Source organism: Bacillus sp. 7_6_55CFAA_CT2 (assembly GCF_000238655.1).
Lineage (GTDB): Bacteria > Bacillota > Bacilli > Bacillales > Bacillaceae_G > Bacillus_A > Bacillus_A cereus.
This window is the reverse complement of record NZ_JH414709.1, coordinates 433,428-459,529: the sequence shown is the minus strand read 5'-3', so window position 1 is coordinate 459,529 and position 26,102 is coordinate 433,428. Positions and strand designations below refer to the sequence as shown.

The following is a 26,102-nucleotide window of genomic DNA, read 5'->3' as shown; positions in this document are numbered from 1 at the left end:
ATCATTTCATAGCTACTACATTTAAACGAAAAAAGCACTTAAGATTGTAATTTCCACAAATCTTAAGTGCTTTTTAATATTTTTTATAAATTTTTCTTATTGCCCATTATTAGCAGGGGTCTCTCCTGCATTACCGCCAGTCTCTGGTGGTGTGGTCGCTGGTGGAGTTGTATTTCCTTGACCTCCTCCATTATTTGCCGGAGGTGTCGTATTTCCTTGACCTCCTCCGTTATTTGCTGGAGGTGTCGTATTTCCTTGACCTCCTCCATTATTTGCTGGAGGTGTCGTATTTCCTTGACCTCCTCCATTATTTGCTGGAGGTGTCGTATTTCCTTGACCTCCTCCGTTATTTGCTGGAGGTGTCGTTCCTTGGCCATTTCCATTATTTTGTTCTTCTTGTTTCTTTTGCTCTTCTAGTTTCTTTTGTTCTTCTTGCTTCTTAAGTTCCTCTTGTTTCTTTTGTTCTTCTTGTTTTTTCAGTTCTTCTTGTTTCTTTAATTCTTCTTGCTTTTTCTCTTCTTCAGTTTTTTGCTGTTGATCTTGTTTTGGTTGCTCCGTTGTATCTGGTACGCTAGTATTTGGCGATGAATCACGTTTTTCACCTTTTATACGTAGCTCACTACCTTCTTGAATAACACTACTTGGCATTTTAAAGCGTGATTTATCTGTAGCCATTTCGCTCATCATTTCTTTAAAGATCAACTGTGCAATTTTCGTATTTTTACTACTAATATACTCGTCTTTACCATCTTTCATATACCCAGTCCATACTGCCATCGTATATTGCGGTGTATATCCAGCAAACCAACTATCACGAGTTGCACTTTCTGGAATTTTATATTGAGCTAATTGCTTTGATGAATAGTTTGTCGTACCCGTTTTACCAGCTACATCTAAAGAGCCTACATTTGCCGATGTACCAGTACCCGATGTAACTACAGAACGAAGCATATCAGTAATCATGTATGCGGTAGAATCTGTCATAACTTGTTTTGGTTTTTGTCCAAAACTTTGTGACTTACCGTCTGGATAAACGACTTTCTTAACAAAATGCGGTTTCGTATATTTACCTTCATTACCAAATGCCGCATAAGCACCCGCTATTTCAGTTGGCGATACTTCATTTGTACCAATCGCTGTCGATTCCGTCGGTGCTGTATTAAATGTAATACCTAGTTTCTCAGAGAATTCTTTTGATTTACTAATCCCTACTTCTTTTGCAGTTTTAATTGCAGGAATATTACGCGACATTTTTAATGCTTCACGCATCGTAATTGGACCCATATGACTTCTATCTGCATTTCGAACTTCTTGACCCGTTGAATACTTAAATGGAGAGTCATCGATTTGATGATACGTAGCCCATTTTAAATATTCAATTGCAGGAGCATAGTCGAAAATTGGCTTCATCGTTGAACCAGCTGCACGATCTAATTCAATTGCCATATTATGCCCTTTAAATACAGCTTTATTTTCTCCACGGCCACTACCTATAGCACGAACTTCTCCTGTTTTCGTATCCATAAATGTGAATGCACCTTGGAATTTATCGTTTGGATAATCAATGATATTATTATTTAAAATATTATCAGCAAGTTTCTGTGCTTTCGGATCTAACGTTGTATAAATTTCTAAACCGTCAGAACCAATATTAGCATCTGGCAATTCTTTTTCTACTTCTTTCACAACTGCATCCATAAATGCAGGGTATGGCATTGTTTGTAGTTGAGCTGCAGGCTTGAGTCCCTTTTCTACGTCAACTTTTATTGCTTCTTCCATTTCCTGTTTTGTTATATATCCATGTCGATTCATTAAGTTTAGAACAACATTTCTTCTTTCTGTTGCTTTTTGAACATTTTCTTTTTTCGTTGGATCATAGTTATTCGGTGCTTTCGGTAAACCTGCAAGCATCGCAACTTCTGGTAATGTTAAGTCCTTCAATTCTTTACCATAGTAGTTTTGTGCTGCTGTTGCGATACCATATGAACGATTACCTAAGTTAATTTTATTTAAGTACATCTCTAATATTTCATGTTTTGAATACTGTTGTTCTAGCTTATAAGCTAAATATATTTCTTGCGCCTTACGCTTTGGTGTTTTGTCCATTGATAAGAAGTAGTTTTTAATAACTTGCTGCGTTATCGTACTTCCACCTTGAGAGCCATAATCTCCTTTAAGACTCACTAAAACAGCACGGGCAGTACCTTTAAAGTCTACTCCGCTATGCTCATAAAAACGTGAATCTTCTGTCGCTAAAAATGCATTTTCTACTAATTTAGGTATTTGATCATACGTAACATTCGTCCTTTTTTCTTTTCCATATTCATATACCAAATCCCCGTTTTTATCATAAATTTTTGAGGATAACGGATTAACAAGTTTTGCTTTTTCCAGTTTTGGTGCGTCCTTAATCATTACGAAAAAGGTAGCAACTCCCGCCACTAAACCTACAATACCAAGTAATAAACAAGTAATTAAAAACTTGCGGAAAAATGATGTTTTACCTTTTGGTTTTTGTGTTTTAGAAGCTGGTTGTTTTTTCTTTTTAACTTGTCGTCGCTCCTCGCGAGAACGATAATTTTCTGACATGTTACTTTCTCCTGCCTTTCAATTCTCCCGTTGATTTAATTTAAAATATTGAGGTCACTTTCGTAAATACGTTTAGGCAAGAAAGTGTACTGACCTGGAGCATTCAATATTTTCCCAATTCACAGATTACAAATTTTAGAATGGCTCTTATACATACTATTTTCACTTCTAATTTTCTAATAATGCTGCCCCTTTTAGCATAATAATGAAAGAAGTGAATTTTTATTACCTCGTATAAATAATATACCTTTTTTTCAAATGGTCAATATTTTCTTATTAATAAATCAAAGGTGAAATAAAAATAGCATATCGATATGAACTTCGTGTGAACTTACTTATAATTACGTATAACCAATATTAAATATATTGAATATAGGTATAATACCTCTTTAATTATAAAGATTTCAACACCACAATACCGTTACCTACAAAGAATTATTAAAAATGAAAAATAAGGAGTTGCATAATAATGAAGCTATCTCCGGTTACCTCAAAAAATATAGTTGCTGTTGGTTATAATCCTTTTTCTATGATTTTGCGAATCCAATTAAAGCATGGTATGTATGATTTCTTTAATGTACCAGAAAGCATTTATACTGGCCTATTACATGCACAATCTAAAAGTTATTATCATAATACTTACATTAAAAATTCTTTCCGCCACACAAAAATTTAAACTTAACACCCACTAAAAAAGAAAGGAGGTTAATCCTCCTTTCTTTTAAAAACATTTGGCAGATGAATTATCTTCGATTTCTCTTATTAATTTCATCATATGCTTGAATTTGTTTTTTCAAACGCCGATCAGCTTTTTTATCATGCACTACAAGAATTGCGTGTATAACTCCTGGAACCCAAAATATTAATGTTAATATGAAATTTATGATTGCCTGAATTGGTTTTCCACAAAATAATACAGCAACAGGTGGAAGAAAAATTGCTAATAAATACATCATCCCTTGAAAACTCCTTATTTTGTATTTTATATATCACTTTTCAAAATATACGCAAAAAAACCTACTACCATTTTAATCTTAACCTGCCTCTAAAATCAATGTATCTCCTTCTATTTATATAAGTATTTCAGACTTTTCATTGTTTTCTAACCTATTTTCTTCCTCTATTGCAGTTATTCCAATTGCGGAAATTAACGTTCCTATCGCTTGTATCCAAATACCAATGAGTGCAATGATTCTCTCATCCTTCTTATCAAAAATACTATCTTTATTTTCTTTCTCATCTTTCAATACATTTAAAACACCTTGATACGCTTGTAATCCAGCTCCTAAACTTTGCGTGGAGTTACCCAGTATAATAATTTTCTGTAATACATTTATATCCACCAAAGCTGCTTCTACTCCTAAAAAAGCACCAATCGATTGTAAACTGTTCCCTGTAATGATAAGATAATCATTTTCTTTCAATTGTTCATTTATATTAAAATATATTCCTATTACATTTGATATATTTCCTAATGCTAATAACTCAATTCCTATTTGATCAAGTAATTTACTTTGATTCTCTCTTTTTTCTTCCCCATAATCATAATTACTCGCAATGATTTGTAATATATACCCGAGGGCTTGTAATGAGCTTCCTACAATAACAAGTTCCGATTCAACTTTCTCTTCTCCAATAAATCCTCTTGTCGTTCCAATAGCAGCTGTAAGATTCCCCCCTACTTGAAACCATGCCCCTGTCACTTTTAAACTGCTTGGATTCATTTTTATCACCTATTCAAATATTTTCTAAAGCTTTCAAAACAAACAAATCTCACCCTTAATCTTTTATTTTATTTTTCAGATGTAATTTTGTGAATGATATAATGTGCTACTAATATAAAAAGCACCTTAAAGGTGCTTTTTATACGCATGCTGGGCATGTCAATGAATCTCCATTTTTATCTATTGTTATATTCAATATATATTCAATCGCTTTATGTGACCAAGTTTCAGGTGTAGGCGATTCATTTATATATTGTGGCGCACATGACTTCAGCATTGGAGTACTAATACTCCCTCCAGGATCTAAAGCAACTACAGCCATGCCATGGGGTAATTCCAGGGCCATAGATTTAGTGATACCTTCAATTGCAAATTTCGAGGCACAATATGGCGCAAGCTCAGCTTCACCTTCTCTCCCCCAACTAGAACTCATATTAATGATAATTCCTTCTTTCCTAGCTACCATTGCGGGAACAAACGCTCTTATTACATTTACTACACCATTCACGTTTACATTCATTACATTTTCGAATTCTTGAGCCGTAATTTTCCAAAGTTGTGCATTTTGATTTACAATCGATGCATTATTTATTATCAGATCGGGAGCCATATGTCTATTAAGTATATAATTTGCCCAATCGTTAACTTGCTGAGAATCTGAAACATCAATTACTTGGAAATCATGTATTTTACTGTACTGTTTTTTTAGTTCTTCAATTTTATTTTTTGAACGTCCACAACCATATATGTTCCACCCTAATTCATGAAATCGATCAACCATCGCACGTCCTAACCCTTGTGTCACGCCTGTAATAATTACAGATTTACTAATTTCTTTTCGCTTCATTTCTCTCATCCTCCTTCCCTATATCTTACTCTCTTCATTTTTATTCAGCGATTTACTATAGTATCAACTCAACTCATACTTTAGTAATGGTTTTGATATTGCATACATAAGCAAAAAAAGTAACCATCATGGTTACTTTTTGCTATATATCTAAAAATTCATTGTTTATTTCATTATTGTTTTTACATTTCAACTTCTCTTTTCCACATTTCTCACACTGGTAAATATAAACTACACCTAATATACCTTTTTTAAAATCCTCATTATCCTGCATCTTAATAAAAATATATTTATGTTTACAATACGATTCACCCAAATAATTTTTAAACCACTTTTTCAACACAACACATTCCACCTTTATGATAGAACCTTTATTTAGCTGCTTTATTATATACTTTTATTTAAATGTTCAATCTCATCTTGCAATTTTTTAAATTGCTCAAAATGCATGGTAATAGATTGGCTACTACCATAATCAACATTTTGTTTCACTAATATAACACCCGTATCATGAAAAAGCGCTTCAAGTTCTTTCCTAATAGACACTTTCGCAATATGGGCTGTTTTAATTGCAGATAAAATTGCAATTTCATTAAACTTTAATTTTATTTCATTTGGACAAAATGCGTCTTCAACTAATATAACTTCATTACTATAAATTAATGCAACAAGATTACTTGATTTGGCATCTGTTAAATCAACTTTTTTCATAATATCTTTCATTACATTTTGCCTCCTTTATTTTCATATATATCAATTATACAAATTTTTTAAAAAAATTACTCAACTTTATTATATTAATTTTAACACACTTTTATTGAAATCCACGCTCCAAACGTTTTACTATTCCACAATTTTTATTGTATGAACCATCTGAACTATAACTCCATATAGTAATGTTAACAACTTATTATAAAGCAGGTGAAAATTATGCCATCAGTTGTAGGAAATTTAGTTGTACAAAATAGCAATGGATCATTTAACTTAGGTGATTTCTACAACGTATCTCCGAAAGAAAATACGAAAGCTTATAATGGTTCCGGCGCATCAAACGTTGGTTTTGTTGTTAATACTTTTAGCGGTGTTAGCGCGACCAATACATTTGATTCTGACCTTGCAGATCAAAACCAAGTGGGTACAGCCTAATCTTATGTTCAACTTTCTGTATAGAAAATTTTAATTTGTCTATACTATAATCAGGCTGTTTGACAGCTCTTGTCGATTTTGGAGTACCCTATCTTTTTCTCCCTTTCCCTGGGGCTCAGCAGCTAGCACGAAGCTAGCTGCTTTTTCTTGTATTATTTGTCTCATAAATCAGAAATAAAAGAAGCTGCCATTTAATACTCAGCTTCTTTTACGTTATTTCAATAATATCCATAGCGTTAAATACGTAAGTTTTATAAAAAGCGTCTGTACAAATTACAATTTGTTTTACCGGATTGATATGTACAACAGTCATGTAGCTTGTTAGTATGTAACCATCTTCAAAATATGTTACCAATATTTCTTTCTCAGACAGTAATGACGTTAATAATTTATCAGAAATTCTCTCTTTTGCTTCATTTGTTAAAAGCGGTTTTTGTACTTTTAATTTCTCTCCAATAATCTTTCTCATATTTAAAAGTTGTTCGGACATTACTGTAAACGGAACCCACTCTCTTTCTTCTTTTTGTATCTTTACATCGTTCATTTTTTATCTCCTTGATTATTTATACATTTATTTAGCCATACTATCCCTTAGTTATTTTTAATACTTACTAAACTCGAATTTACTTCTAAACTATAATTAGGTTACTTCTTAAAAGAACATTCGTTCTTATTATACACGAACTTACGTTCTTTTGAGAAGAGCCATACTTATTATTTCTTAACAAAAAACATAATTTTATTTATCTCCATACTTTTTTCCTTTATCAAATAAACTTCTCATTTCTTATATAACATGCATATAACAACTAAAAGGCGACTTCACCCAAAGTGAAATCACCTTTTTCTAAAAAATATTTCAAAGCTTATTTTTCTATCCTAACTAATGTTCTTTCTGGAATACATAATTCATCTATATTAAAATGATTTATTTTTAAGTTCAATTCCCCTACTCGTTCCTTATCTTCATCACCAACCCAACAACTAAATAATTCTAAATAGTCTCTATCTTCCGAATAACCTTCCATAAAGTTAAAAGTTTTTCTTTCGCTTCTTTTTTTCCTTTACATTTTGCCACTCGACAAGTTCAATTCCCCAACTAGTTGAAACCTCATATGTGTAATTTGTTTGGAATTGATAATCTTGTACAATTTCAAGCATACTTTCATCTGAAAAACACGGTCCAAAAACAATTAGATTATTAGAATCCGGATCCGTTAACGGAATTTCTACATTACAGCCTATGTAACTTGCTAAACTCATTTTATACTCCTCCAGTATTCGTATAAAAAATACTTCATAGTATATTTATTTACTCAAATATAAAATCCCTGCCTAAACGAAAAAGTTTTAAATTTTTATCGTTTATTAACCATCTATAACTGAAAACATATACTATGATGAACGAACTCACAAAGCATAAGAAAAGAGAGCATTTACAACACTCTCTTTTCTTACATACTCTATGGAACTTTACAAAACTGAATCAATGATTTTTATTATTATATTTTATTATATATACTTAGGTTGTACTATTATATGTAACTCTCTCTCTGTATCCGCTTTTTTCGGATGACGAAAATAATTAAGTTCGTACTTTAACACTTTATACTCAACCATCCCGATTTTAATCCCTTTCGTTTCTTTTAATATAGCTAATAAATCACTTACATTTTCATCATATGACTCAAAAATTTTCGCGCCGCCCTCTCCTTGAAAGATTACTTTCATATATTCTCCACCACCTTAATTTATTGATGTGGTAAATGACGCGTTTAAAACGATTCATTCTTTATCCTAAAATTTTCATATGAAAAAGAACATCCTTTTCAATCGAATGCTCAGCTTTTTACTAATTATCCATGTTAAATATTTATTCAAAAACATTATATGTATTATTTTTTAAATTATGTTCGATATCCATTATTAAAGAGTAAATATATGTAATAAACTTGCATAATGAAAACCGTAGAATATTCACTTTCGTTGAAATAATTATAATCCATAATTTTCCATTGTAATTCTTAATATTTAAATGTAATATTGTATTGTCTTACTATCTATTTATAACTCACACACTAATTAGAAAAAGGGAACTCTATATGAGTTCCCTTTTCTAATTATGATTACAGTCATTATTTCTTTTCTAGAAATTTAAATGTATCTTTAAATTCTTTATTATTCACTTTAATATCAGCATCTTTCAATAAATCATTGACTACTTGTTGTTTCCATTTACCTGTCGTATCTTGTAGTCTTTGTTGTTCTATATCTTTACGTATTTTATCCTTTACTTCATCAAATGGCTTCAATTCTTTTTTATCCGTCACTTTAATAATATGGTAACCGTAAGTTGTTTTAACCGGCTCACTTACTTGGCCTGCATCTAATTTATACGCAGCTTCCTCAAATTCTTTCACTGTTTGCCCAGGGGCAAAACCAGATATTTCCCCGCCCTGTTCCTTTGAACCAGTATCTTCTGAATACTGTTTTGCTAAGGCAGCAAAATCTTCACCATTATTTACTTTCTCCTTTATTTCTTTAGCCGTTTTTTCATCTTTCACTAAAATGTGACTTACTTTCATTTTTGGTTTATAGTTATCTTTCACATCTTTATCTGTAACTGTTGCTTTAATCGCTTTCTCAAATGCAATTTCTGGCTTCATTTTTTCTTTTAATTCATCTTCATTTTTCAACCCAAGTTGTTCTAAAGTCGATTTAAAGTTTTCACCCATTTTATCTTTTGCTTCTTCTACTTTCTTTTTTGCTTCCTCATCTGAAACTTTATATTTATCTAGCAATGCCTTACTTAACATCATTTGATATAAAGTACTTTCTCCATATTGTTGTCGTAATTCTTTACTTAATTCTTTCTCTGTAACATTTCCTACTTTTGATGTTACTACGTTGTCTGAGGAACCACATGCAGATAATGCTAGCATCATGCATGAAATAATTGTTCCAATAAATATTTTCTTCTTTTTCAATTCAAATACCTCACTTTTATCATTATGCAAATTAACTATACACAGTCATTGTGAAAACAGTGTGTTTTCTACATGTAATTCATTTCATATGAGTTGACTATGTATCATGTATTTTCATTTTTAAATATAAAGAGCCTTCTTACTATGCATAGTAAGAAGGCTCTTTATATAATTCTCAAAAAAATATAGCTTCTATAGTTGCTTAATAATTACATATTTTTCAGGTATCCAACTATTCTGTCCGATATCTACCGCATTTCCCACTCTACCCCACACTCGAAAAGATGTCGATCCATCTATGTTTCCTTTATAATTCATACATTCAGGCTCTTCATAATAATTTACTCCGTAACCGACAGGATATTTTGAAGTTGCATAAAACCATTTCACATTAAAATGTTTTAAATATACCCACTGCTTATCGTTCCCTAAACAAATCATATCTTGCTCACCGCCTCCCCAATAACCTGCTAAGATTAAATATGGAATTTTCTGAGTGAGTGTACCTGTAAATTGGGGATTCATGGGGTTTTCATATAAATTTATTCCATATCCATCAGGATATTTCGAAACTGCAATACCAATGCCATTCGGTTGCTGTGTATACACTATGTTAGATTGATTTGCTTTGTTCGAATTTATAAACCAAGAAAGTGACTTATTTCCTACTAATCGATTCAGATCACATTTCCCAATCCCAGGAACATTCCCTGAATCCGTATATTGCCACATATCGCATGGATATGCTGGCTTATTCCCTCCATAGCGAGGGATCCATACGAAATCAGCTTCAATATTACGTGCTCCAAATGATAGATACGTGTGATGCCCTACATATAATCCTACTTTTTCCGCACCTAAACGGCGTAATTCATCAATAAATGCCTGTGTCCCGCCTTGCATATCTACCATCGTTTGAACTTCTACGTCCGCTACCCAAAACTTAGCAGATTGATCACCACGATTCCAAAAATCTTGTGCCTCTTTCTTTGCATCAGCAATAGATATAAAACGGCAAAAAGCATAATTACCGAATGGGATACTATGCTTTTTCATTTCACTAACATAATTTTGATACATAAAATCCACCGTATTAGAGCCATCTTGAACTCTAGCAATCACTAAATCTAGCTGAGATGCTGCAATATCCCAATTGATAGTTCCATTCCATTTTGAAATATCTACAATATACCCCATACATTCCAGCTCCTTTTTAATGTCTTATTCATAGCTTGTTTTATTGTAAGCCTCCTCTCTCTAAAACTAGCTATCTATAATATAAATAAAAAGAATCTTTACCGTTTTTCAAAATATATTCTCTTTCAGAAATATTTCTATTAGCTTTAACATGTATGTCACAAAAAATATTCTCATATTCGAAATATACCTTACTATTTGTTATGTAGTCTCATCCTATCAATTTAGGTATTGAACATTTTTATAGATATTAGAAAAAATCCTCTTATATTATTAACTTAAAACTTCCAGTATCAATTCCCTTTCAGTTAATAAAAATCACTACTCATTTTCTATATATTATTAAGTCAAATGTTGAATTTTTTAATTCATTAAAATATGTGATCCACGGTGGCGAAAGCTGAGCTTGTACATTTTCTTCCAATATTTTATACTACCTCCTTATACCATTCTTACTAACATAATATGTAACAAACTAAAAAATGCATTAGTTATATTAATTAAACATTTTATTTCACATTCTCAATTTCCCCTTTACATCTTTAAGCACTTTTACTACTATGAAATTCTTTATTATAAGCAAATCCACTGAAATTTCATATTATACTAATACGACTCTATATCCTTTAAATTATAATACTCAATATTAGGAGCTGATTTCATGGAAAAAAAACCTATCGTGTTTAAAATTCCACCAAATTCAAAACTAAAAGTTACATTTTTCGGTCCTTGTAACGAAGTAATTACAAATGTGTCTATAATTAATCAACTATGCACCCCTAAATGTCAAACTATCACGCAATATCCAGACTTTCAGAAATATGTAACTGAAGTACGATCGTTATCCCGTTGTTAGTCCGCATAATGCACGATTTTCACAACTTTGTTACCTAAAGATAACTGAGAAAGAAAATAACTGCATTCCTAAATTAAAATTACTCATTTTATGATATTCCATTGATAATTCATTGATTTTTTACACGTTTTTATTAATAGAACATATATTATCGTATGGAGATTATCCACTCATAAAACCTATCTTTCTTTGGAGCATACTTTTTATGTATGCTCTTTTTTTATGTAACCGTCCCCCTTCTAAATTGACCAACAATATATCAAAATTCTTTATATACTCAAGGAGGTCAAATATGTTCAAGTTGCATCCAATACTACTCATCTTAGGATTGATTTTGTTTTTATATAGTGTAATCGCCTTTATGTTATTCTTTTCAGTGTATTAGGATTCCCTACACAAATCTATGTTCAATATATAATTTCTATATAGTAAAGAAAAAACGTAATGATACGATCTTTTATGTATTCCGTCTTTCTTGTTCTATAAGAAAACTAGCAAACTTACTAACAATGAGTTTTCACAAGCATGTTACTTATTATTCTGTTTAATTATCTGAAGAAGATTGAAACCTCTACAAATTAAACTACACTTCACCTGTTTACTTATATATTCTAGAAAAACAATAGTAATCCCCCACCATTTGGTAAGGGGATTAACTAAAACTACTAAAAAACATTTAATGATCAGTTTTATTTAGTTGGAGAAGGAAATCTTGCCGCTTCAAAATGTGCCCCATCTTCTAAAGGACTTAAAACCCCATCTATACTACTTTGTGCATAAATCTCAACTTCATCCCCTGCATTCAATTGAACAATCGTCGAAACACTTACGACATTTCCAAAACTTATTGGACCAAAAAAGTCATTATCTATAGCTATCGCTGCGTTTCCATTCACACGAATTTCTACACGCGCTCTATAATTTAAAGTTGGATCATTTGGAAAGAAACCAATCGTTCCAATAATAGAATATACTCCTTTAGTCTTCGGCGTAAAAATAGATGTTGCTGGATTATACTCATTCGCTAAATCAAATTGTTCATTTTGAAATAACACTTTCACAAAAGTATTAGCAGGAACATTTTGATTCACAGTATTTCTAGCTCTAAATGCCGATGCTCTAACAAGATTGTCCTTATTATCATGACACTTACTAATGTTCTTACAACAATCATGATGCTTCTTTTTATACTCCTTACAATACTTACAGTAGTAATAACAAGACATACTAATTCCCCTTTCAAACTTATTACTACATATTATGTAAGATTGATTTATAAGGTTTGGACTAGCTATTTTTCTTATTCATAAGGGCGCTATTAATCTGCACCCTTATTTATATAAACCACTTCATTCCTTACTAGTTATAAGTTGTATATAGTTCCATATGGAATAGTAAGAAAAGAACTTCCGTACGGTGTAACATGATGTACTGGATAAAAATACTCTACGGATGAGTAATATGGTTGTACTCCTTGCTGCTGCATTTGTTGTTGCATTTGCAATGCTTGTTGAATAGCTTGAACTGTACTTTGTGCTCCACTATACGTTATAGACGTACCATACGCTGGTCGCATGCCAGCTTCAGAATTAATATATGAATAAAACATAATTTTCAACTCACTTCCGTATAATTTGTTACACATTATATTATGATTCTTTATTTCATTGGTACTATAATGCTAGTTCGCTCGCTTATATTCAAATGATAAAATAAAAAAGTAGCTGCTAGACTACTTTTAATTCTTCTTATTACCAAATGAAATGATATACATATTCTCCGTTTACACGCTCATCAATTCCAGCAACCCTAACGAATCTAAGTAAATCCGCCCCTTGAAGAAAATATACCGACATCGTAACCGGTACTTGTGACCACATGAATTGATAAAGCTCATTCACTCTCTGATTCGTCGTAACGATTAAATCATTTACAGGTCCATGATTCCATGCAGAGGTTTGAACTGAAGTGAAAGAAAGGTCTTTCCCATTAACCACTATTCTTGCCACGCTTTGAGTTATGTCCACAATACTCCCCTCCAACATTACAAAAATTGGACCTTTTTTAGTTCATATTATTATAAATATTCTTGACTGTAATAAATGTTTAAGGCAAATCCCTAATAAAGTGAAACTTTAATCAGTGGAGGTCTTACTGCCCGTTAATGCGGGATACAATTTTTTTATTCATATCCCTCAATTCCCATTACAACCATATAATTTCTAACCTGATTCAATTTTTGTAATTAATATAAAAAGCATCTTAATTAGATGCCCTTTACTTATCTTCCACTACAATTCTACTATTAAAATAGCAACGCCAAATCCGATGCAAACCAATCCTATTAACATGAATAGCAATCGGAATCCCCATAAATCACTGATTATTTCTATAATATGAACCAGCACAATAATAATAAAATCTTTAAATCCACTGAAACCATGTTCCTTTGTCTCTCTGATTCCATCGATTACAGTCAGACAAACAATAAAAATACCTAAACCAATTAATATAAAACCTAATACAAGCATTCATATATCCTCTTTTTTCTTTTATCTCGCATTAACGAACATTTCCACTTTAAAATTCAGTACATACGAGGACGTAAGGTGAAAAATTAACTACCCGTAAAACCTGATTAGTGCATGCTAATAATTAGAGGGAGGTGGTCCTCTCTTCACTTTATATTATCATGAAAGGATATGAGCTTCGGAGTTATTTCTTTATAAAATAAAAAATAGCTAATTCACTACTTAAAAAGTAAAAAAGCATCAGATTGACTAGTATGTAGATTGTTAAATGCATGTAAAATGTTTTTAAATTATCTACTCTTTTTTTAGCTCGGAAGTAACTCTCATCTCGTTCCATCTTTATACACCACTTTCTTACTCACACTGAACGCAATATTCAATTGATGAGTTTGTCATTTCGTTACCTCCAATTAACGCTTTTGTTCAATGTTGTAATTTTCTTGTATAATAAAAGTTAATTAATCTAGAAGGTACTCTGAGAAAAAGCGAAAAATCAGCTGGAAAGCTTATCGATTTAAATATTTATTCGAAATTAATAAGCAATTAATTTTAGTCACTCTGCCCATACTCAATCAAAGTTTGGGCTTCTTTAATTTCTGTATAAAATTCAAAAGTTTGACACAATCCTGGAAAAAGCTTATAAAGAAAAGTGAGGTTCCGTTATTTTCACACTTAGTAGCGCAGTCATGTTACATACAATTTTATAAGTGTGAACGAACTACAAAACTAAAAAACAAATAATAAGTTTGCAACATGTTTGCAAATACGAATTTTGCATATAAATTCGTGTGATATTGAAAGGAGTTTTACTTATGAAAGAAATTAAAACAGAACAAGAATTCAAAGACATCATCGCAAGCGAGGAGCCAGTAGTTGTTAAGTTCTTTACTACATGGTGCCCAGATTGCGTACGTATGGACAACTTTATCGGAGATGTAATGGAAGAGTTCAATAAATTTGAATGGTATTCTATTAATAAAGATGAGTTTCCAAGTATCGCTGAAGAGTATCAAGTAATGGGTATTCCAAGTTTACTTGTATACCAAAACGGTGAGAAGCTAGGCCACTTACATAGTGCTAACGCAAAAACTGAAGAGCAAGTTACTGAGTTTTTAGAAGCATACTAAGATGAAAGCCCTCTGGAAAACATTTTCCAGAGGGCTTTCATCTGTTTTCATAATTATCTTTTGACGTTTTTCCTCGTTTAATGAATTACACCTTGTCATGATAAGAATAATATGTAGTAAGAAAAGTATTCGTTTCTTGATCCATCTACCCTCCTATCTCTTTAGTAAATAGACTCTAATTAGGTTTACACCCTGACTTTGTACTTTTCAACATATTTTTCCTTCACGAAACTTTGTTACCCCCTTCTTAAAAAGCTATAAAACGTCAACAATGTTTGTATAGACCCACACGACTTTCGTTTGATACTCTATTTATAGAAAGAAATTACCTTTAAAGAAAGGTGAGTGATTAAAATGGATACTCTTTCTCATAAAGAAGCTGATAAAGGCGCTATTGTCAGCATTATGGCCTACATATTTTTATCCTCTATGAAAATCATCATCAGTTATATTACCCTCTCTAGCGCATTACGCGCTGACGGTTTAAATAACTTAACGGATATCGGTGCTTCTTTAGCAATATTAATTGGTCTAAAAATATCTCGTAAACCTCGTGACCCAGATCATCCGTATGGGCATTCGCGTGCCGAACAAATCGCATCACTTGTTGCGTCCTTCATTATGGCAACAGTCGGATTAGAAGTTGTTATTAGTGCCATTCAATCTTTCTTAAATCCGAAACAAGCAGCGCCCAATGTACTCGCTGCATGGGTTGCTTTATTTTCTGCTGTCGTTATGTATTGCGTGTATTTGTATACGAAAAAAATTGCAGCACGAACAAAAAGTAAATCATTAGAAGCCGCTGCAAAGGATAATTTATCAGATGCGCTCGTAAGTATTGGTACTGTAGTAGGTATTGTCGGTTCTCAGTTCCAAATGCCTATTTTAGACCCTATTGCCGCTTTAATTGTCGGTCTTATTATTTGTAAAACTGCATGGGAGATTTTCGTAGAATCTTCTCATATGCTTACAGATGGAATTGATCCTGATAAAATGGAAGAATACGCTGATGCTATTGAGCATATTGGCGGTGTGGAAAACATTGTAGATATTCGAGCACGTATGTACGGGAATCAAACGTACGTTGATATTACAATTGAAGTAGATGCTCGCATGGATGTTGGAGAAAGTCACTGTATTACCGACAACATCGAAGCTATGCTTCGCAAAAAGTTTGGAATTTACCATGCACACATTCATGTTGAGCCAATGAAAAAAGAACCTATTATGACATAGGTTCTTTTTTATGAACGTTTTATGGAATATAACACATAAAACGAGCCAGCTACCACCAGCTGCCCATCCTGCTAATATGTCAGATGGATAGTGCACGCCAAGATATATTCGGCTAACTGAAATAGATAATACAACAAAGCTTGCTATAAGAATAATTAATAATTTTTTATGCAATGAAATACGATCTTCAGTAATTGTGACGTATGCAATAAATCCTAAAAAAGCAGTAGCATTCATCGTATGACCGCTCGGAAAACTATATCCAGTTGCAGTAACAAGCTGCGTGACATCAGGTCTTGCTCGTTCGTACCATAGTTTAAGCATACTGTTTAAATAACGAGATCCGTAGTAATTAATTGTTAGAAGTAACGCACTAAGCAACTTTTTTCTAACGAGAAAATACATTACAAGAATAATGAGTAATGGAAAATATATTCTTTTGGAACCGATAAAAGACACCCAAGTAAAATAGGTCGTCAAATAATCGTTTCGAAAGCTTTGAATAAAATGTGCGACTATATTGTCAAAGTTCTCAATACAAGCGGTATGATACGAAAGTGATAATACGACAAAACAAATGAGTAACGTAAAACTTAGCAAGTATAAATGTCGATATCGTTTCACATACATAACCTCACTATGCAAAAAAATGGAGCGGTTGTTTTAGTTTTCCTCTCCATTTCTTTTTTATGCATAGTTTATTAAAAAATATAATTATTAATTTTTTGCTTCATCTCAGGGATATCTTCTCTTGTTACGGTAAAACGAATCACCTTCTCATCAAGATCAAGCGCCTCAGCGAATAATCCAGCTAAACCACGGGATTTTCTATCTACTTCCATAATAATTTCTAGTCGGTCGTATGCACGTGGCAAGATTAATAATTCTAATTCATCTAATTTCCCATAATGCTCTCCAGAAACCGGAATAAACTCAAATTCTTGTGCGAATGGAACTTGCTTACGTAATCGATGCGGTAATTCTTCACATTCTATATGACGTACTTTAAACCCTAATTCATTTACACTATCTAAAACACTACTTAATAATGCATTGGGTAACACTTGAACGTAGTCGCGGTCACTTGGGTCTATACTACGTTTAATATCAAGACCTGTATGAATCCAAACCGTTTTCATACCAAGTGTAAGTGGTGCTTCAATTGGCATTGGAAAAGAAAATGGAATTTCAACTTTTTCATTCGGTTCTACAGAAAAAGGTTCTGTTAAGCGTACTCGCTCTAAATCATATGTTGCTGTTACTTTTTTATCATCCACTTCTCGTACATACGACGTCGATAATGTTAAGTAAATGCTTTCAATTTGTTGGCTAACTGAACCTCCAGTTATATGAACCTTTCCAACTATTTCTTCCCCAACAATATACTCATCTTTTTCAAGAACAGTATCTACCTTTGCACTTCCAATACCAACGCTTGCTAAAAACTTTTGAAACATGGAGTCTCCATCCTCTCTAAAGCAGAAGCTACATCTTGTTTTAAATCTTGTACATTCTCATAGTACGGCGTTTTTATTTGTAACATTCGCATAAGCATTTCGCGATTATAATTTTCCAAAGTTAATTCTTCGTACCATGGTTTTTCCTTTTTTTCATTAGATTCATATCCTGCATATAATAAAAATAATGAGAAATGACCGAGCGCATAAAAGTCACTACGAAAGTGAACTTCTCGCATCAAAGCTTGTTCACCTTCGTAAGTTGTAGCTCGCTCATCATCCTCACCTTTCCATTTAGCCAATCCAAAATCAATAATACTAATTTGATTTTCTTTCATTAGTATGTTTGGAATGCGTAAATCTCGATGAATAATGCCTTCACTATGAAACACCGATACACTTTCTAATATTTCATATAAAATCTCAAAAACTTCACGTTCTGTATATACATACCCATCTATGAAAATATAATCTTCAAAATTTTTACCAGGCATGTACTCCATTACAAAGAAGCTCTTTTTCTCCCATATGAAATGATCATATAGACTAGGAATTGCATGATGATTCAATGTTTGTAAAATTATTTTCTCTTGTTCAAATGATTTTCTACCAGACTCATATCTTTGTTTACTTTGTCTTAATTGTTTTAAGACTTTATATCTATTTATTTGTAAATCATTAACGACATATGTAACCCCATAACTGCCCATTCCAATTACTGATTCAATTTTATAACGTTCTGCAACAATTGTATTTTTTCGCAGTGGTCTATCAAATAAAGCTAGTACACGACGCCATTTCATCAGCTACTTGAAAAGAAGCTACGGCTTTTACGTTTTCTTTTATAATGTTGATGTCCATAACCAGATGAACGTCGTTTATAATCGCTACTTGAATAAGAGCGCCCTCTACGACGATAATCACTACTTGAATACGAACGATATTTTTTCTTTCCTAATAAAGAATCAATAATTTTTTTGAACATTCCTTCACCTCTTGAGTAAAATTTCCTTTTCATTATACCAATAATTATTGACTGTATTTGTGACAGGTTTGTAAAGAGTAAAAAACGACGAGTTATGCCCGTCGTTACTTTCATTCATCCTCTTCATCAAAAACTTCATCAATCATACATTTCTCTAATAAATACTCAAATGTAATATCTGCGAGATCTTCAATTTCTTCTCGTTTTGGGACGTACCCTCTTTCAATTAGTTGCTCATAAAAAAACTCCGCAATCTCTTCCGTATCAATCACGACTTCAATTTCCTTCATGAGCATCACTCCTTTATTTCTGTTTTATGAAAAAATCTCAAAATTATGTATATGAGATTAGAAAAATAGATTTTATTTTTTTATAGGTCATAAGCTTTGGACGAGATGCATACGATTGTAGTACAAGCTATTCAAAGGGGGAAATAATAATGGAAAATCAATATGAAGTAGGACAAACAAAAGAAGAGTTCATGCATGAAGATCAATGGGCAGACTCTCTTATAAAGTGGCTTTTTATTTTTTTAATAGTTGTAGGCATACCTTATACTGCATATGTTGTTGTTCAATTTATTCTCTCTTTCTAGTTAACTACTTTTTCTCTGTCAATTTAACTAAATAATTATGAACAACATCCATTACAATTTTATATTCTTCATCTTTAAATGTATCGAACAATAATTGATAATCGTTATAAATGTCAAGTAATCCATCAATGATTTCTTGACGATTCGTCTTAACACTCACTTTTTTCGAGTTGTTAATTGACTTTAACTTACCTAAATCTAATTTATTCATACCTGCTTTATCTTGTTTCATTTTCTTCAAAATTGCATTTGCCGTTTGAGCATTCGCAAGTAACGTTAAATCTGATTCATCCGCTTCTAACCATTCACCATCCGTAATCCGTGACAATTCATAAATTGTATCTTCCCATGCGTCATTCTTATATCTCCATACTTCTGTACGAAAACCAACAATACGGAAAACATCTTTATCATATCCAGTTACTTGCACAAGATCACCAAACGTGAAATTATAATTTAATTCAATCCACTCCGTATCGCCCTTTTTCATATCCTGCTCTGTAACGTGCTGCAATGTTTGCTCTACGTAAAATCCATCGTGATTATTGACTTCGTATACATAAACCCCATCTAAAACCTTCATATTTGTGATTTTCCCAACGGTTCCATATAGCGTAATCACGACTATGTCCCCTACGTTGTATTTAGGTTGTTTTTTTCTTGCCATCTCTATCTCTCCTTTTTTTGACGTCGTGATTTTGATATCAGTATATGCAACCTACATAAAAACGCTTATCACAGAAGCTTATATTCATAAATTTTTTCAATAAAAAATATAATCTTATAAAATTTACATTACACTCAAACAAAAGCTAGTAACTAGACTAGCTTCAAATCAACAAATTTCATAATAAAAAAACATACAGAATACTTCACTTTAAATAAAGTAATGTATTCTGTATGTTTTCAAATAGTTTTTATCTATCTTGTATGTATAAATCCCAGGCTTCATCAAATATAGACATACTTTCTAGCATTCCGCTCAACTCTAAGTATGAACTAATTTCATCATAGTCTTCAGATTGCTTCGGAAAACTTAAATCATCATACATCGCCTCTGCTAAATCTGAAATTTCATTTCTAAATAAAGCTGCACGATGCTTCATCATATAATGGTAAAATGTCTTTTTCAAAAATATTCCCTACCTTTCTAACTTGGGTACATTATACAAGGCAAAAAAGAAAAAACCAGCATAAAAGCTGGTTAAAAGTCGAAATAATTTCTTTTTAATAGACGCGGTCTTCCCATTAATTCTTCATATGTTAGTTGTTTTGGTAAATCTTTCGTGTAAATTAAGAATAATTGATCTTCAATTTCTTTTACTGTATGGTCTGATTGATAGTCCATCCCACACGAGGAACAAGAAATACATGGTGTCTCTTGGATTTCAATGGCTTTCGTACCATCTGGTAATTCCCAATATACAGTATTCAAGCTTTCTTTCGCTTCTGTACTGTCACACCACATACAATTCATACTGCATCACCCTCAGTTTTTTTGTCGTTTTCTTCTAACTTAGCCATTTGTGCTTGATATTTTTTATCTTTTAATTGATCGCGCTTATCACGTTTATCTTTTAAAGATGCATGAGTATCATTATCTTCGTAGTCTTTACGACGGTTCATACGCTGTAAGTCGTCTGGAACGAGGTTAAATTTCTTATCGCTCATAAGACCTGCGATACCAACATCTGAACGTTTTTCTTCGTAGTTCGGATAAATCTCTTTAAAGTATCCTTCCGCTCTTCCTGGAATATAGCTCTCTGGCTCTGGATACGTCGTAATAACACCTTCAAAGTTACGAAGTACAACTTTATCTGCACTTTGTGAGATTAAATAGTTTGGTTGAAGTGCAATTTTACCGCCTCCGCCTGGCGCATCAACAACGAATGTCGGAACAGCATAACCAGATGTGTGTCCACGTAAACCTTCAATAATTTCAAGACCTTTAGATACTGGTGCACGGAAGTGACCGATACCTTCAGATAAGTCACATTGATAAATGTAGTATGGACGTACACGGATTTTTACTAAGTCATGCATAAGTTTTTTCATAATTGGAACGCTGTCGTTAATACCAGCTAAAATTACTGCTTGGTTTCCGACTGGAACACCAGCATTCGCTAACATTTCACATGCCTTTTTCGATTCTTCAGTAATTTCAATAGATGTATTGAAATGTGTATTTAACCATACTGGATGGTATTTTTTAATAATGTTACATAAGTTTTCTGTAATACGTTGTGGGAATACTACTGGTGCTCTCGTTCCGATACGAATAATCTCAACATGCGGAATCTCTCGTAAATTTTTTAATACATATTCTAAAATTTTATCGTTAATTAGAAGTCCGTCACCACCGGAGATTAATACATCTCGTACTTGTGGCGTTTCACGAATATAAGCAATTGCATCATCTAATTGTTTCTTCGGTACACCCATTCCAATTTGTCCACTAAAACGACGACGTGTACAGTAACGACAATACATAGAACATTGATTTGTTACTAAGAATAGTACACGGTCCGGATAACGATGTGTTAGCCCTGGAACTGGTGAATCTTCGTCTTCGTGAAGTGGGTCTTCTAAATCATATTTTGTTTTATATAACTCTTCCGAAATCGGTACTGATTGCATCCGAATCGGACAGCGTGGATCATCAGGATTCATTAGCCAAGCATAGTACGGTGTAATGTTTAACGGGATCGTTTTCGTTGAAATTTTAACGCCCTCTTCTTCTTCAGGTGTTAAGTTAATCACTTTTCTTAAGTCATCTAACGTTTTGATCGTATTCGTTAATTGCCAAACCCAATCATTCCATTGCTCTTCAGTAACATCTTTCCATAATTCGATATCCTTCCAGTGACGATTTGGTTTGTATACATCATGTAACATTGCTATTCCCCCTTTTTATACGCTCATCCTTTATATAAGCAATAGTTATGCCAACTTTACATTGTTGATAAGTAAATGTGCGGAGAATCCTATTACATAAGCAAAAAAATATTTTTAAGCGTTGTATGAAATCAATACTTAACATCATATTCATTACTTTTTATATATGTAAACGCTCTTTTATTGGTGCAAACACACAAAAACCGCCGATTATTCGGCGGTTTTGTCGTACTTGCTCAGTTTATATTGAAGCGTTTGACGAGGGATACCCAACATTTTTGCGGCTTGTAATATATTCCCTTCCGTTTCAATCAACGCTTGATCTATTAATTCTTTTTCTGTTTGATGAAGTGCTTCTCTAAGTGGCATTATACCCTTCTTCTTCGAAAACTTCTCTTTCCGAAATGTACGTGGTAAACAATTGGCTGTTAATGTATTCCCTTCTGCAATAATAACAGCATGTTCAATCGTATGTTTTAACTCCCGGACATTTCCAGGCCACTGATAAGCTTGCAGTCTATCTTTCGCTTCCTCATCAATTTGAAGTACACCTTTTTTATAACTTTTATTATATTCTTTCAAAAAATAAGATGCTAATAATAGTACATCCTCAGTTCTTTCACGAAGCGGTGGGATATATAATGAAAATACGTTTAAGCGATAATATAAATCAGTGCGAATTTTATTCTCTCGTAAACATATTTCTGGAGGCTGGTTCATTGCGGTAATAACACGAACATCTACTTTTCTCGTCTTATTATCACCAATTCTTCTAATGACTCCATCTTCTAACACTCGTAACATTTTTGCCTGCAAATCAAGAGGCATTGAATTCAGTTCATCTAAAAATAATGTACCACCATCAACAAGTTCAAATAGCCCAGCTCTTTCAATCGCTCCCGTATAGCTTCCTTTTGTCGTTCCAAACAATAAACTTTCTAATAGCGACTCTGGTAAAGCTGCACAGTTTTGTGCAATAAATGGCTTGTTTTTTCTTTTAGAAGCTTCATGAATTGCTTGTACAAACAGTTCTTTTCCTGTTCCTGTTTCACCATATATTAAAACATTCGCGTCTGTTGGTGCTACTTTTTGTGCTAACTCTTTCGTCTGTTTAAACCGCGTATCATTTGTCACTATCGTCTCAAATGCAGCGTGCTTTTTAATCACTTTTTTTCTAGATGATCGCTTTATTTTCGACTGTAAGTCAACAATTGTGTCAGTAAGTTTTTGAATTGTAGAGTAATCCTTTGCAATTTCAACAGCCCCAGCAATATTACCATCTATAAAAATAGGTAACGTCGTATTTACTGTACAAACATCTTCACCATTTAAATTTTGATAATGTTGTACCTGATGTACGATAGGTTTTTTTGTATCTAGTACTTTCATCAATGTACTCGTTTCCCTTGATAAAGACGGGAACGCTTCTAACAGATGTTTCCCTAACACTTTTTCAATCTTGGATCCATCGTGTTTTGCAGCTACAGAATTATAAAATATTGTAATTCCATTTTCATCTACAGCGTGTATAGCCTCATCAATACTGCCCAAAATCGCTTCAATGACTTCTTGTGTCGAAACTGCTAGCAATGTCATCCCCCCTCTTGCCGAAAATCCGGCAATTACATGCCGGATTTTCGGCACACCTATGTGCGATTGTAAGCATGACGATTCCGTTCTATAATTTTGACCAATTTTATATTTTAATTAGATAACTCGAAACTCTAATTAGTACAGCTTTTCGAACACCCAGCTCCACCTAACTGTTTTGCTTTACAACCAAATTTTGAGACGGAAGTTTTACTGCTTTCGAATAACTAGATAGATCTTTCACCCATATATTCATATCTTCCAACTTATCGAAAATGTAGCAATTATTCGCCAGTCTTCCTGTATACGTATAGCCTAATTGATGAAAGGCAGCATTCATTCCGAAAGAAAGGGATCGAGCAATTGTATAGGAGCAGAAAATAGATCTTTCTCGAAGCTCTTCCTCTAATTTAATTAGTAAACTTTTCATAAATCCATGTTTACGATATTCAGGTAAAGTAGCACAATTCGTTAATTCTGCATTCCCTTCCTTTATGTTCATTTCTGCAGATGCTGTACTAATAATTTTCCCCTCAAATTCATACACGTAGTAAATTGTATCGTCTTCTTTCATCGTCTGTAATACATAACTCGCTTCATTTAAAGGTGTCGGATACACTTCAAATACTTTTCCGAAGACAGTTGCTAATTCTTCTGCATCTTCTTCAGTCGCTTTTCTCAGCAAAAATTTCTCTGGAACTACTTTTTCTTTTATTTCTTTTCCTTTTACACCGCTTAATATAGTATCTTCCTCAGTCCAATGCATACTATTTCGTCTTTGATCATTATTATATTTCACAAAAAAGTATGCATCGTGTCCTTGAAAATAATGAGGTATCGTTGCTTCCAACAAAAAACCGAAAGAGAGCCATGTTGAAACATGCTCTCCCTTTCCTTTAATAATACATTTAGTGAAAGAATGTTTCTCTGCTAGTTCGTCAATTGTCTGTATAATACTTTCAACATTTCCTGTATAGTGATCTACCCGGATACGTTTATTAAAATAATCTAAAACGCCTTCTACTGTATAACAATTCGTCTGTTCTCTAAAAGATTCATAGTATTTCATTTTTTCACCTCACACCAATCTAGTAATGTACATGCAATAATTTTTGCGGCAGCTATCATTTTATCAACTTCTATATATTCGTTTGGATAGTGTGCTACTTTCGTCTCTCCTGGACCAAATACTATTGTTGGTACGTTTGCAATTTGTGTAAATAAACCTCCATCAGTCCCCCACGGAGATGCTTCAATAATTGGTTCGTTCCCTTCGATTTCAACAAAGTTATGATGAAGTGTTGTAATGAGTTCATGATTTTCTTCTAATTCACCAGGAACCCATCTCGCTCCAAACCATTCTACTTCTACCGGATTTTCAACAAACCAATTGTCCACATCATTTAATTCAACAATCCAATTCTCAAACTCTTCTTTTGCCGCCTCTATAGTCTCATTCGGCGCAACACCGCATCTTCCTTCTAAAATTAATTCATCGGGAACAGAACTTGGCCAACTCCCTCCTTCAATTTTGCCAATGTTAATTGGAATTGGAATTGGAATTCCTTTAAATAACGGATCTGTAATTCGACTATTTCTTTTCTCCTCTAGCTTTCTTACATGTTCTATAACAAACATGCTTTTTTCAATTGCACTAACCCCTTCATAGCGCGTTCCACCGTGTGCAGCTTTCCCTTTTACACGTAGACGAAACCACATGGAACCTTGTTGTTTCGGGAAAAACTTCATATTAGTAGGCTCTGGAATAATGACACCATCTGCTTTATATCCTCGTAATATAGTTGCTAATGTCCCTGCTCCGCCACTTTCCTCTTCTATTACACTTTGAAAATAGATGTCTCCTTTTAATTCAATATTAGATGCAATGATCGCTTCCATCGCAAGCATAAGTGCGACATTTCCGCCCTTCATATCCGTCGTTCCACGGCCATATATACGATTCCCTATTTTCTCACCGCTATAAGGGTGATGTTCCCACTGATTCACATCCCCTTCTGGAACTACATCAATATGCCCATTTAATATCATAGATTTCCCGTCGCCACTTCCTTTTAAAGTTGCTACAATATTTGGGCTATCTGAAAAACTTGTACGGGGTGATACAAAATAAGGATGATCTTTCATTTTAGAAAAGGAGGGCTCCCATATATCGAGATCTAAACCTAATTCACGTAATTTTTCAATCACAATTGCCTGCGCACCGCTTTCATCACCAGATACGCTCTTTTCTTGAATTAATCGTTTTAAAAATTTCACACTTTCCTCTTCATGGCTCTCAATATAATCACAAACTTGCTTTTTTAATTGCTCCATATATTA

At 33.1% G+C, this 26,102-nt stretch carries 33 protein-coding genes and 3 pseudogenes; 7 read left to right on the top strand and 29 right to left on the bottom strand.

The genetic code is table 11. The features are described from left to right. Positions 1-96: 96 nt before the first annotated feature. A complete protein-coding gene (locus HMPREF1014_RS11475; protein ID WP_001293943.1) occupies positions 97-2,589 on the bottom strand; it encodes a PBP1A family penicillin-binding protein in 2,493 nt (830 codons plus the stop codon). Positions 2,590-3,058: 469 nt separating this feature from the next. On the opposite strand from HMPREF1014_RS11475, the gene HMPREF1014_RS11470 reads away from it, so the two are divergent. Further along, complete coding sequence (locus HMPREF1014_RS11470) at positions 3,059-3,265, top strand: KTSC domain-containing protein (RefSeq protein ID WP_000777843.1); 207 nt, start codon at positions 3,059-3,061, stop codon at positions 3,263-3,265. A 67-nt stretch (positions 3,266-3,332) separates the two neighbouring features. Here the strand turns inward: HMPREF1014_RS11470 and HMPREF1014_RS11465 are convergent, their stop codons facing one another. From HMPREF1014_RS11465 to HMPREF1014_RS11445, 5 genes are all read right to left on the bottom strand, one after another. After that, positions 3,333-3,545, bottom strand: a complete 213-nt coding sequence (locus HMPREF1014_RS11465; RefSeq protein ID WP_000990219.1) for a YqaE/Pmp3 family membrane protein — start codon at positions 3,543-3,545, stop codon at positions 3,333-3,335. A gap of 114 nt (positions 3,546-3,659) precedes the next feature. Then, on the bottom strand, positions 3,660-4,313 hold the full coding sequence (locus HMPREF1014_RS11460; RefSeq protein WP_001070046.1) for a DUF6944 family repetitive protein: 654 nt from the start codon (positions 4,311-4,313) through the stop codon (positions 3,660-3,662). A gap of 139 nt (positions 4,314-4,452) precedes the next feature. Next, positions 4,453-5,160, bottom strand: a complete 708-nt coding sequence (locus tag HMPREF1014_RS11455; RefSeq protein ID WP_000823068.1) for an SDR family oxidoreductase — start codon at positions 5,158-5,160, stop codon at positions 4,453-4,455. 142 nt (positions 5,161-5,302) lie between these two features. Beyond that, complete coding sequence (locus HMPREF1014_RS11450) at positions 5,303-5,503, bottom strand: hypothetical protein (RefSeq protein WP_000915149.1); 201 nt, start codon at positions 5,501-5,503, stop codon at positions 5,303-5,305. A gap of 44 nt (positions 5,504-5,547) precedes the next feature. Next, positions 5,548-5,883, bottom strand: a complete 336-nt coding sequence (locus HMPREF1014_RS11445) for a hypothetical protein (RefSeq protein ID WP_000651906.1) — start codon at positions 5,881-5,883, stop codon at positions 5,548-5,550. Between the two features lie 207 nt (positions 5,884-6,090). Between HMPREF1014_RS11445 and gerPF the strand changes: the two genes are divergently transcribed. Beyond that, complete coding sequence (gene gerPF, locus HMPREF1014_RS11440) at positions 6,091-6,306, top strand: spore germination protein GerPF (RefSeq protein WP_001141569.1); 216 nt, start codon at positions 6,091-6,093, stop codon at positions 6,304-6,306. Between the two features lie 208 nt (positions 6,307-6,514). Here gerPF and HMPREF1014_RS11435 read toward each other — a convergent pair whose 3' ends face one another. From HMPREF1014_RS11435 to HMPREF1014_RS11415, 6 genes are all read right to left on the bottom strand, one after another. After that, positions 6,515-6,850, bottom strand: a complete 336-nt coding sequence (locus tag HMPREF1014_RS11435) for a YolD-like family protein (RefSeq protein WP_001999741.1) — start codon at positions 6,848-6,850, stop codon at positions 6,515-6,517. A gap of 322 nt (positions 6,851-7,172) precedes the next feature. Further along, positions 7,173-7,334, bottom strand: a complete 162-nt coding sequence (locus tag HMPREF1014_RS31855; RefSeq protein WP_009326910.1) for a hypothetical protein — start codon at positions 7,332-7,334, stop codon at positions 7,173-7,175. Positions 7,335-7,338: 4 nt separating this feature from the next. Beyond that, entirely contained in the window at positions 7,339-7,569 is a 231-nt protein-coding gene (locus HMPREF1014_RS11430; protein ID WP_000050517.1) for a KH domain-containing protein, read from the bottom strand. Between the two features lie 249 nt (positions 7,570-7,818). Continuing rightward, complete coding sequence (locus HMPREF1014_RS11425) at positions 7,819-8,037, bottom strand: hypothetical protein (RefSeq protein ID WP_000864278.1); 219 nt, start codon at positions 8,035-8,037, stop codon at positions 7,819-7,821. Positions 8,038-8,441: 404 nt separating this feature from the next. Next, the gene (locus HMPREF1014_RS11420) at positions 8,442-9,293 is read right to left on the bottom strand and encodes a peptidylprolyl isomerase PrsA (protein WP_000727345.1); all 852 of its coding nucleotides are present in this window, start codon (positions 9,291-9,293) and stop codon (positions 8,442-8,444) included. A gap of 192 nt (positions 9,294-9,485) precedes the next feature. Beyond that, positions 9,486-10,490: a glycoside hydrolase family 25 protein gene (locus HMPREF1014_RS11415; protein WP_000540660.1), complete on the bottom strand. Its 1,005-nt coding sequence runs from the start codon at positions 10,488-10,490 to the stop codon at positions 9,486-9,488. Positions 10,491-11,151: 661 nt separating this feature from the next. Between HMPREF1014_RS11415 and HMPREF1014_RS11410 the strand changes: the two genes are divergently transcribed. Continuing rightward, positions 11,152-11,346, top strand: a complete 195-nt coding sequence (locus tag HMPREF1014_RS11410; RefSeq protein ID WP_000412559.1) for a hypothetical protein — start codon at positions 11,152-11,154, stop codon at positions 11,344-11,346. 689 nt (positions 11,347-12,035) lie between these two features. On the opposite strand, the gene HMPREF1014_RS11405 is transcribed toward HMPREF1014_RS11410, so the two are convergent. The 5 genes and pseudogenes from HMPREF1014_RS11405 to HMPREF1014_RS29870 all read right to left on the bottom strand — a co-directional run. Next, complete coding sequence (locus tag HMPREF1014_RS11405; protein WP_001278086.1) at positions 12,036-12,572, bottom strand: C1q-like domain-containing protein; 537 nt, start codon at positions 12,570-12,572, stop codon at positions 12,036-12,038. A 137-nt stretch (positions 12,573-12,709) separates the two neighbouring features. Then, a complete protein-coding gene (locus tag HMPREF1014_RS11400) occupies positions 12,710-12,955 on the bottom strand; it encodes a DUF3947 family protein (protein WP_000500112.1) in 246 nt (81 codons plus the stop codon). 142 nt (positions 12,956-13,097) lie between these two features. Further along, positions 13,098-13,373 carry a hypothetical protein gene (locus HMPREF1014_RS11395; RefSeq protein ID WP_000355691.1) on the bottom strand — a complete coding sequence of 92 codons (276 nt, stop codon included), beginning with the start codon at positions 13,371-13,373 and terminating at the stop codon, positions 13,098-13,100. Between the two features lie 264 nt (positions 13,374-13,637). Next, entirely contained in the window at positions 13,638-13,877 is a 240-nt protein-coding gene (locus tag HMPREF1014_RS11390; RefSeq protein WP_000960638.1) for a hypothetical protein, read from the bottom strand. Between the two features lie 232 nt (positions 13,878-14,109). After that, a pseudogene (locus HMPREF1014_RS29870) lies at positions 14,110-14,214 on the bottom strand (2TM domain-containing protein); the annotation flags it as partial. A 129-nt stretch (positions 14,215-14,343) separates the two neighbouring features. On the opposite strand from HMPREF1014_RS29870, the pseudogene HMPREF1014_RS32450 reads away from it, so the two are divergent. The 3 genes and pseudogenes from HMPREF1014_RS32450 to HMPREF1014_RS11380 form a co-directional block, all read left to right on the top strand. Continuing rightward, a pseudogene (locus tag HMPREF1014_RS32450) lies at positions 14,344-14,424 on the top strand (GNAT family N-acetyltransferase); the annotation flags it as partial. Between the two features lie 265 nt (positions 14,425-14,689). Further along, positions 14,690-15,004 carry a thioredoxin family protein gene (locus HMPREF1014_RS11385; RefSeq protein ID WP_000658787.1) on the top strand — a complete coding sequence of 105 codons (315 nt, stop codon included), beginning with the start codon at positions 14,690-14,692 and terminating at the stop codon, positions 15,002-15,004. A gap of 354 nt (positions 15,005-15,358) precedes the next feature. After that, complete coding sequence (locus HMPREF1014_RS11380) at positions 15,359-16,240, top strand: cation diffusion facilitator family transporter (RefSeq protein ID WP_000380385.1); 882 nt, start codon at positions 15,359-15,361, stop codon at positions 16,238-16,240. A gap of 3 nt (positions 16,241-16,243) precedes the next feature. Here the strand turns inward: HMPREF1014_RS11380 and HMPREF1014_RS11375 are convergent. From HMPREF1014_RS11375 to HMPREF1014_RS11355, 5 genes and pseudogenes are all read right to left on the bottom strand, one after another. After that, a pseudogene (locus tag HMPREF1014_RS11375) lies at positions 16,244-16,864 on the bottom strand (phosphatase PAP2 family protein); the annotation flags it as partial. 77 nt (positions 16,865-16,941) lie between these two features. Beyond that, complete coding sequence (locus tag HMPREF1014_RS11370; RefSeq protein ID WP_000486629.1) at positions 16,942-17,697, bottom strand: sporulation protein; 756 nt, start codon at positions 17,695-17,697, stop codon at positions 16,942-16,944. After that, entirely contained in the window at positions 17,679-18,500 is an 822-nt protein-coding gene (locus HMPREF1014_RS11365) for a serine/threonine protein kinase (RefSeq protein ID WP_000872055.1), read from the bottom strand. Before HMPREF1014_RS11365 ends, HMPREF1014_RS11370 begins: the two co-directional genes overlap by 19 nt. After that, complete coding sequence (locus tag HMPREF1014_RS31205; RefSeq protein ID WP_000473371.1) at positions 18,500-18,682, bottom strand: hypothetical protein; 183 nt, start codon at positions 18,680-18,682, stop codon at positions 18,500-18,502. Before HMPREF1014_RS31205 ends, HMPREF1014_RS11365 begins: the two co-directional genes overlap by 1 nt. Before the next feature lie 110 nt (positions 18,683-18,792). Beyond that, positions 18,793-18,972 (bottom strand): YozD family protein, encoded by a 180-nt coding sequence (locus tag HMPREF1014_RS11355; RefSeq protein WP_000658451.1) that lies wholly within the window; start codon positions 18,970-18,972, stop codon positions 18,793-18,795. A 149-nt stretch (positions 18,973-19,121) separates the two neighbouring features. On the opposite strand from HMPREF1014_RS11355, the gene HMPREF1014_RS11350 reads away from it, so the two are divergent. Further along, positions 19,122-19,277 carry a DUF3930 family protein gene (locus HMPREF1014_RS11350; protein WP_000431486.1) on the top strand — a complete coding sequence of 52 codons (156 nt, stop codon included), beginning with the start codon at positions 19,122-19,124 and terminating at the stop codon, positions 19,275-19,277. A gap of 4 nt (positions 19,278-19,281) precedes the next feature. Here the strand turns inward: HMPREF1014_RS11350 and yodN are convergent, their stop codons facing one another. The 7 genes from yodN to HMPREF1014_RS11315 form a co-directional block, all read right to left on the bottom strand. Next, on the bottom strand, positions 19,282-19,944 hold the full coding sequence (gene yodN, locus HMPREF1014_RS11345) for a germination protein YodN (protein ID WP_000101499.1): 663 nt from the start codon (positions 19,942-19,944) through the stop codon (positions 19,282-19,284). A gap of 250 nt (positions 19,945-20,194) precedes the next feature. Further along, positions 20,195-20,410, bottom strand: a complete 216-nt coding sequence (locus HMPREF1014_RS11340) for a YozE family protein (protein ID WP_000750717.1) — start codon at positions 20,408-20,410, stop codon at positions 20,195-20,197. Between the two features lie 71 nt (positions 20,411-20,481). Next, positions 20,482-20,754, bottom strand: a complete 273-nt coding sequence (locus HMPREF1014_RS11335; protein WP_000995763.1) for a YokU family protein — start codon at positions 20,752-20,754, stop codon at positions 20,482-20,484. After that, positions 20,751-22,172, bottom strand: coding sequence for a lysine 2,3-aminomutase (gene kamA, locus HMPREF1014_RS11330; protein ID WP_000902142.1), 1,422 nt, complete (start codon positions 22,170-22,172; stop codon positions 20,751-20,753). Before kamA ends, HMPREF1014_RS11335 begins: the two co-directional genes overlap by 4 nt. A 210-nt stretch (positions 22,173-22,382) precedes the next feature. Continuing rightward, positions 22,383-23,768: an arginine utilization transcriptional regulator RocR gene (gene rocR, locus HMPREF1014_RS11325; RefSeq protein WP_011110073.1), complete on the bottom strand. Its 1,386-nt coding sequence runs from the start codon at positions 23,766-23,768 to the stop codon at positions 22,383-22,385. Between the two features lie 163 nt (positions 23,769-23,931). Continuing rightward, positions 23,932-24,831, bottom strand: a complete 900-nt coding sequence (gene ablB / locus HMPREF1014_RS11320) for a putative beta-lysine N-acetyltransferase (protein ID WP_000878606.1) — start codon at positions 24,829-24,831, stop codon at positions 23,932-23,934. Continuing rightward, entirely contained in the window at positions 24,828-26,096 is a 1,269-nt protein-coding gene (locus HMPREF1014_RS11315; RefSeq protein WP_000436689.1) for a peptidase, read from the bottom strand. Before HMPREF1014_RS11315 ends, ablB begins: the two co-directional genes overlap by 4 nt. Between the last annotated feature and the right edge of the window lie 6 nt (positions 26,097-26,102).

Bases quoted from the DNA above. Each gene is read 5' to 3' on its own strand.
- HMPREF1014_RS11465 (WP_000990219.1), bottom strand. From the start codon at position 3,545: ATGATGTATTTATTAGCAATTTTTCTTCCACCTGTTGCTGTATTATTT.
- HMPREF1014_RS11430 (WP_000050517.1), bottom strand. From the start codon at position 7,569: ATGAGTTTAGCAAGTTACATAGGCTGTAATGTAGAAATTCCGTTAACG.
- HMPREF1014_RS11455 (WP_000823068.1), bottom strand. From the start codon at position 5,160: ATGAAGCGAAAAGAAATTAGTAAATCTGTAATTATTACAGGCGTGACA.
- HMPREF1014_RS11380 (WP_000380385.1), top strand. From the start codon at position 15,359: ATGGATACTCTTTCTCATAAAGAAGCTGATAAAGGCGCTATTGTCAGC.
- kamA (WP_000902142.1), bottom strand. From the start codon at position 22,172: ATGTTACATGATGTATACAAACCAAATCGTCACTGGAAGGATATCGAA.
- HMPREF1014_RS11400 (WP_000500112.1), bottom strand. From the start codon at position 12,955: ATGTTTTATTCATATATTAATTCTGAAGCTGGCATGCGACCAGCGTAT.
- HMPREF1014_RS11315 (WP_000436689.1), bottom strand. From the start codon at position 26,096: ATGGAGCAATTAAAAAAGCAAGTTTGTGATTATATTGAGAGCCATGAA.
- HMPREF1014_RS31205 (WP_000473371.1), bottom strand. From the start codon at position 18,682: ATGTTCAAAAAAATTATTGATTCTTTATTAGGAAAGAAAAAATATCGT.
- HMPREF1014_RS11460 (WP_001070046.1), bottom strand. From the start codon at position 4,313: ATGAATCCAAGCAGTTTAAAAGTGACAGGGGCATGGTTTCAAGTAGGG.
- HMPREF1014_RS31855 (WP_009326910.1), bottom strand. From the start codon at position 7,334: ATGGAAGGTTATTCGGAAGATAGAGACTATTTAGAATTATTTAGTTGT.
- HMPREF1014_RS11405 (WP_001278086.1), bottom strand. From the start codon at position 12,572: ATGTCTTGTTATTACTACTGTAAGTATTGTAAGGAGTATAAAAAGAAG.
- ablB (WP_000878606.1), bottom strand. From the start codon at position 24,831: ATGAAATACTATGAATCTTTTAGAGAACAGACGAATTGTTATACAGTA.
- yodN (WP_000101499.1), bottom strand. From the start codon at position 19,944: ATGGCAAGAAAAAAACAACCTAAATACAACGTAGGGGACATAGTCGTG.
- HMPREF1014_RS11445 (WP_000651906.1), bottom strand. From the start codon at position 5,883: ATGAAAGATATTATGAAAAAAGTTGATTTAACAGATGCCAAATCAAGT.
- HMPREF1014_RS11435 (WP_001999741.1), bottom strand. From the start codon at position 6,850: ATGAACGATGTAAAGATACAAAAAGAAGAAAGAGAGTGGGTTCCGTTT.
- HMPREF1014_RS11385 (WP_000658787.1), top strand. From the start codon at position 14,690: ATGAAAGAAATTAAAACAGAACAAGAATTCAAAGACATCATCGCAAGC.
- HMPREF1014_RS11470 (WP_000777843.1), top strand. From the start codon at position 3,059: ATGAAGCTATCTCCGGTTACCTCAAAAAATATAGTTGCTGTTGGTTAT.
- rocR (WP_011110073.1), bottom strand. From the start codon at position 23,768: ATGACATTGCTAGCAGTTTCGACACAAGAAGTCATTGAAGCGATTTTG.
- HMPREF1014_RS11365 (WP_000872055.1), bottom strand. From the start codon at position 18,500: ATGAAATGGCGTCGTGTACTAGCTTTATTTGATAGACCACTGCGAAAA.
- gerPF (WP_001141569.1), top strand. From the start codon at position 6,091: ATGCCATCAGTTGTAGGAAATTTAGTTGTACAAAATAGCAATGGATCA.
- HMPREF1014_RS11475 (WP_001293943.1), bottom strand. From the start codon at position 2,589: ATGTCAGAAAATTATCGTTCTCGCGAGGAGCGACGACAAGTTAAAAAG.
- HMPREF1014_RS11410 (WP_000412559.1), top strand. From the start codon at position 11,152: ATGGAAAAAAAACCTATCGTGTTTAAAATTCCACCAAATTCAAAACTA.
- HMPREF1014_RS11425 (WP_000864278.1), bottom strand. From the start codon at position 8,037: ATGAAAGTAATCTTTCAAGGAGAGGGCGGCGCGAAAATTTTTGAGTCA.
- HMPREF1014_RS11355 (WP_000658451.1), bottom strand. From the start codon at position 18,972: ATGAAGGAAATTGAAGTCGTGATTGATACGGAAGAGATTGCGGAGTTT.
- HMPREF1014_RS11370 (WP_000486629.1), bottom strand. From the start codon at position 17,697: ATGTTTCAAAAGTTTTTAGCAAGCGTTGGTATTGGAAGTGCAAAGGTA.
- HMPREF1014_RS11350 (WP_000431486.1), top strand. From the start codon at position 19,122: ATGGAAAATCAATATGAAGTAGGACAAACAAAAGAAGAGTTCATGCAT.
- HMPREF1014_RS11335 (WP_000995763.1), bottom strand. From the start codon at position 20,754: ATGAATTGTATGTGGTGTGACAGTACAGAAGCGAAAGAAAGCTTGAAT.
- HMPREF1014_RS11390 (WP_000960638.1), bottom strand. From the start codon at position 13,877: ATGCTTGTATTAGGTTTTATATTAATTGGTTTAGGTATTTTTATTGTT.
- HMPREF1014_RS11415 (WP_000540660.1), bottom strand. From the start codon at position 10,490: ATGGGGTATATTGTAGATATTTCAAAATGGAATGGAACTATCAATTGG.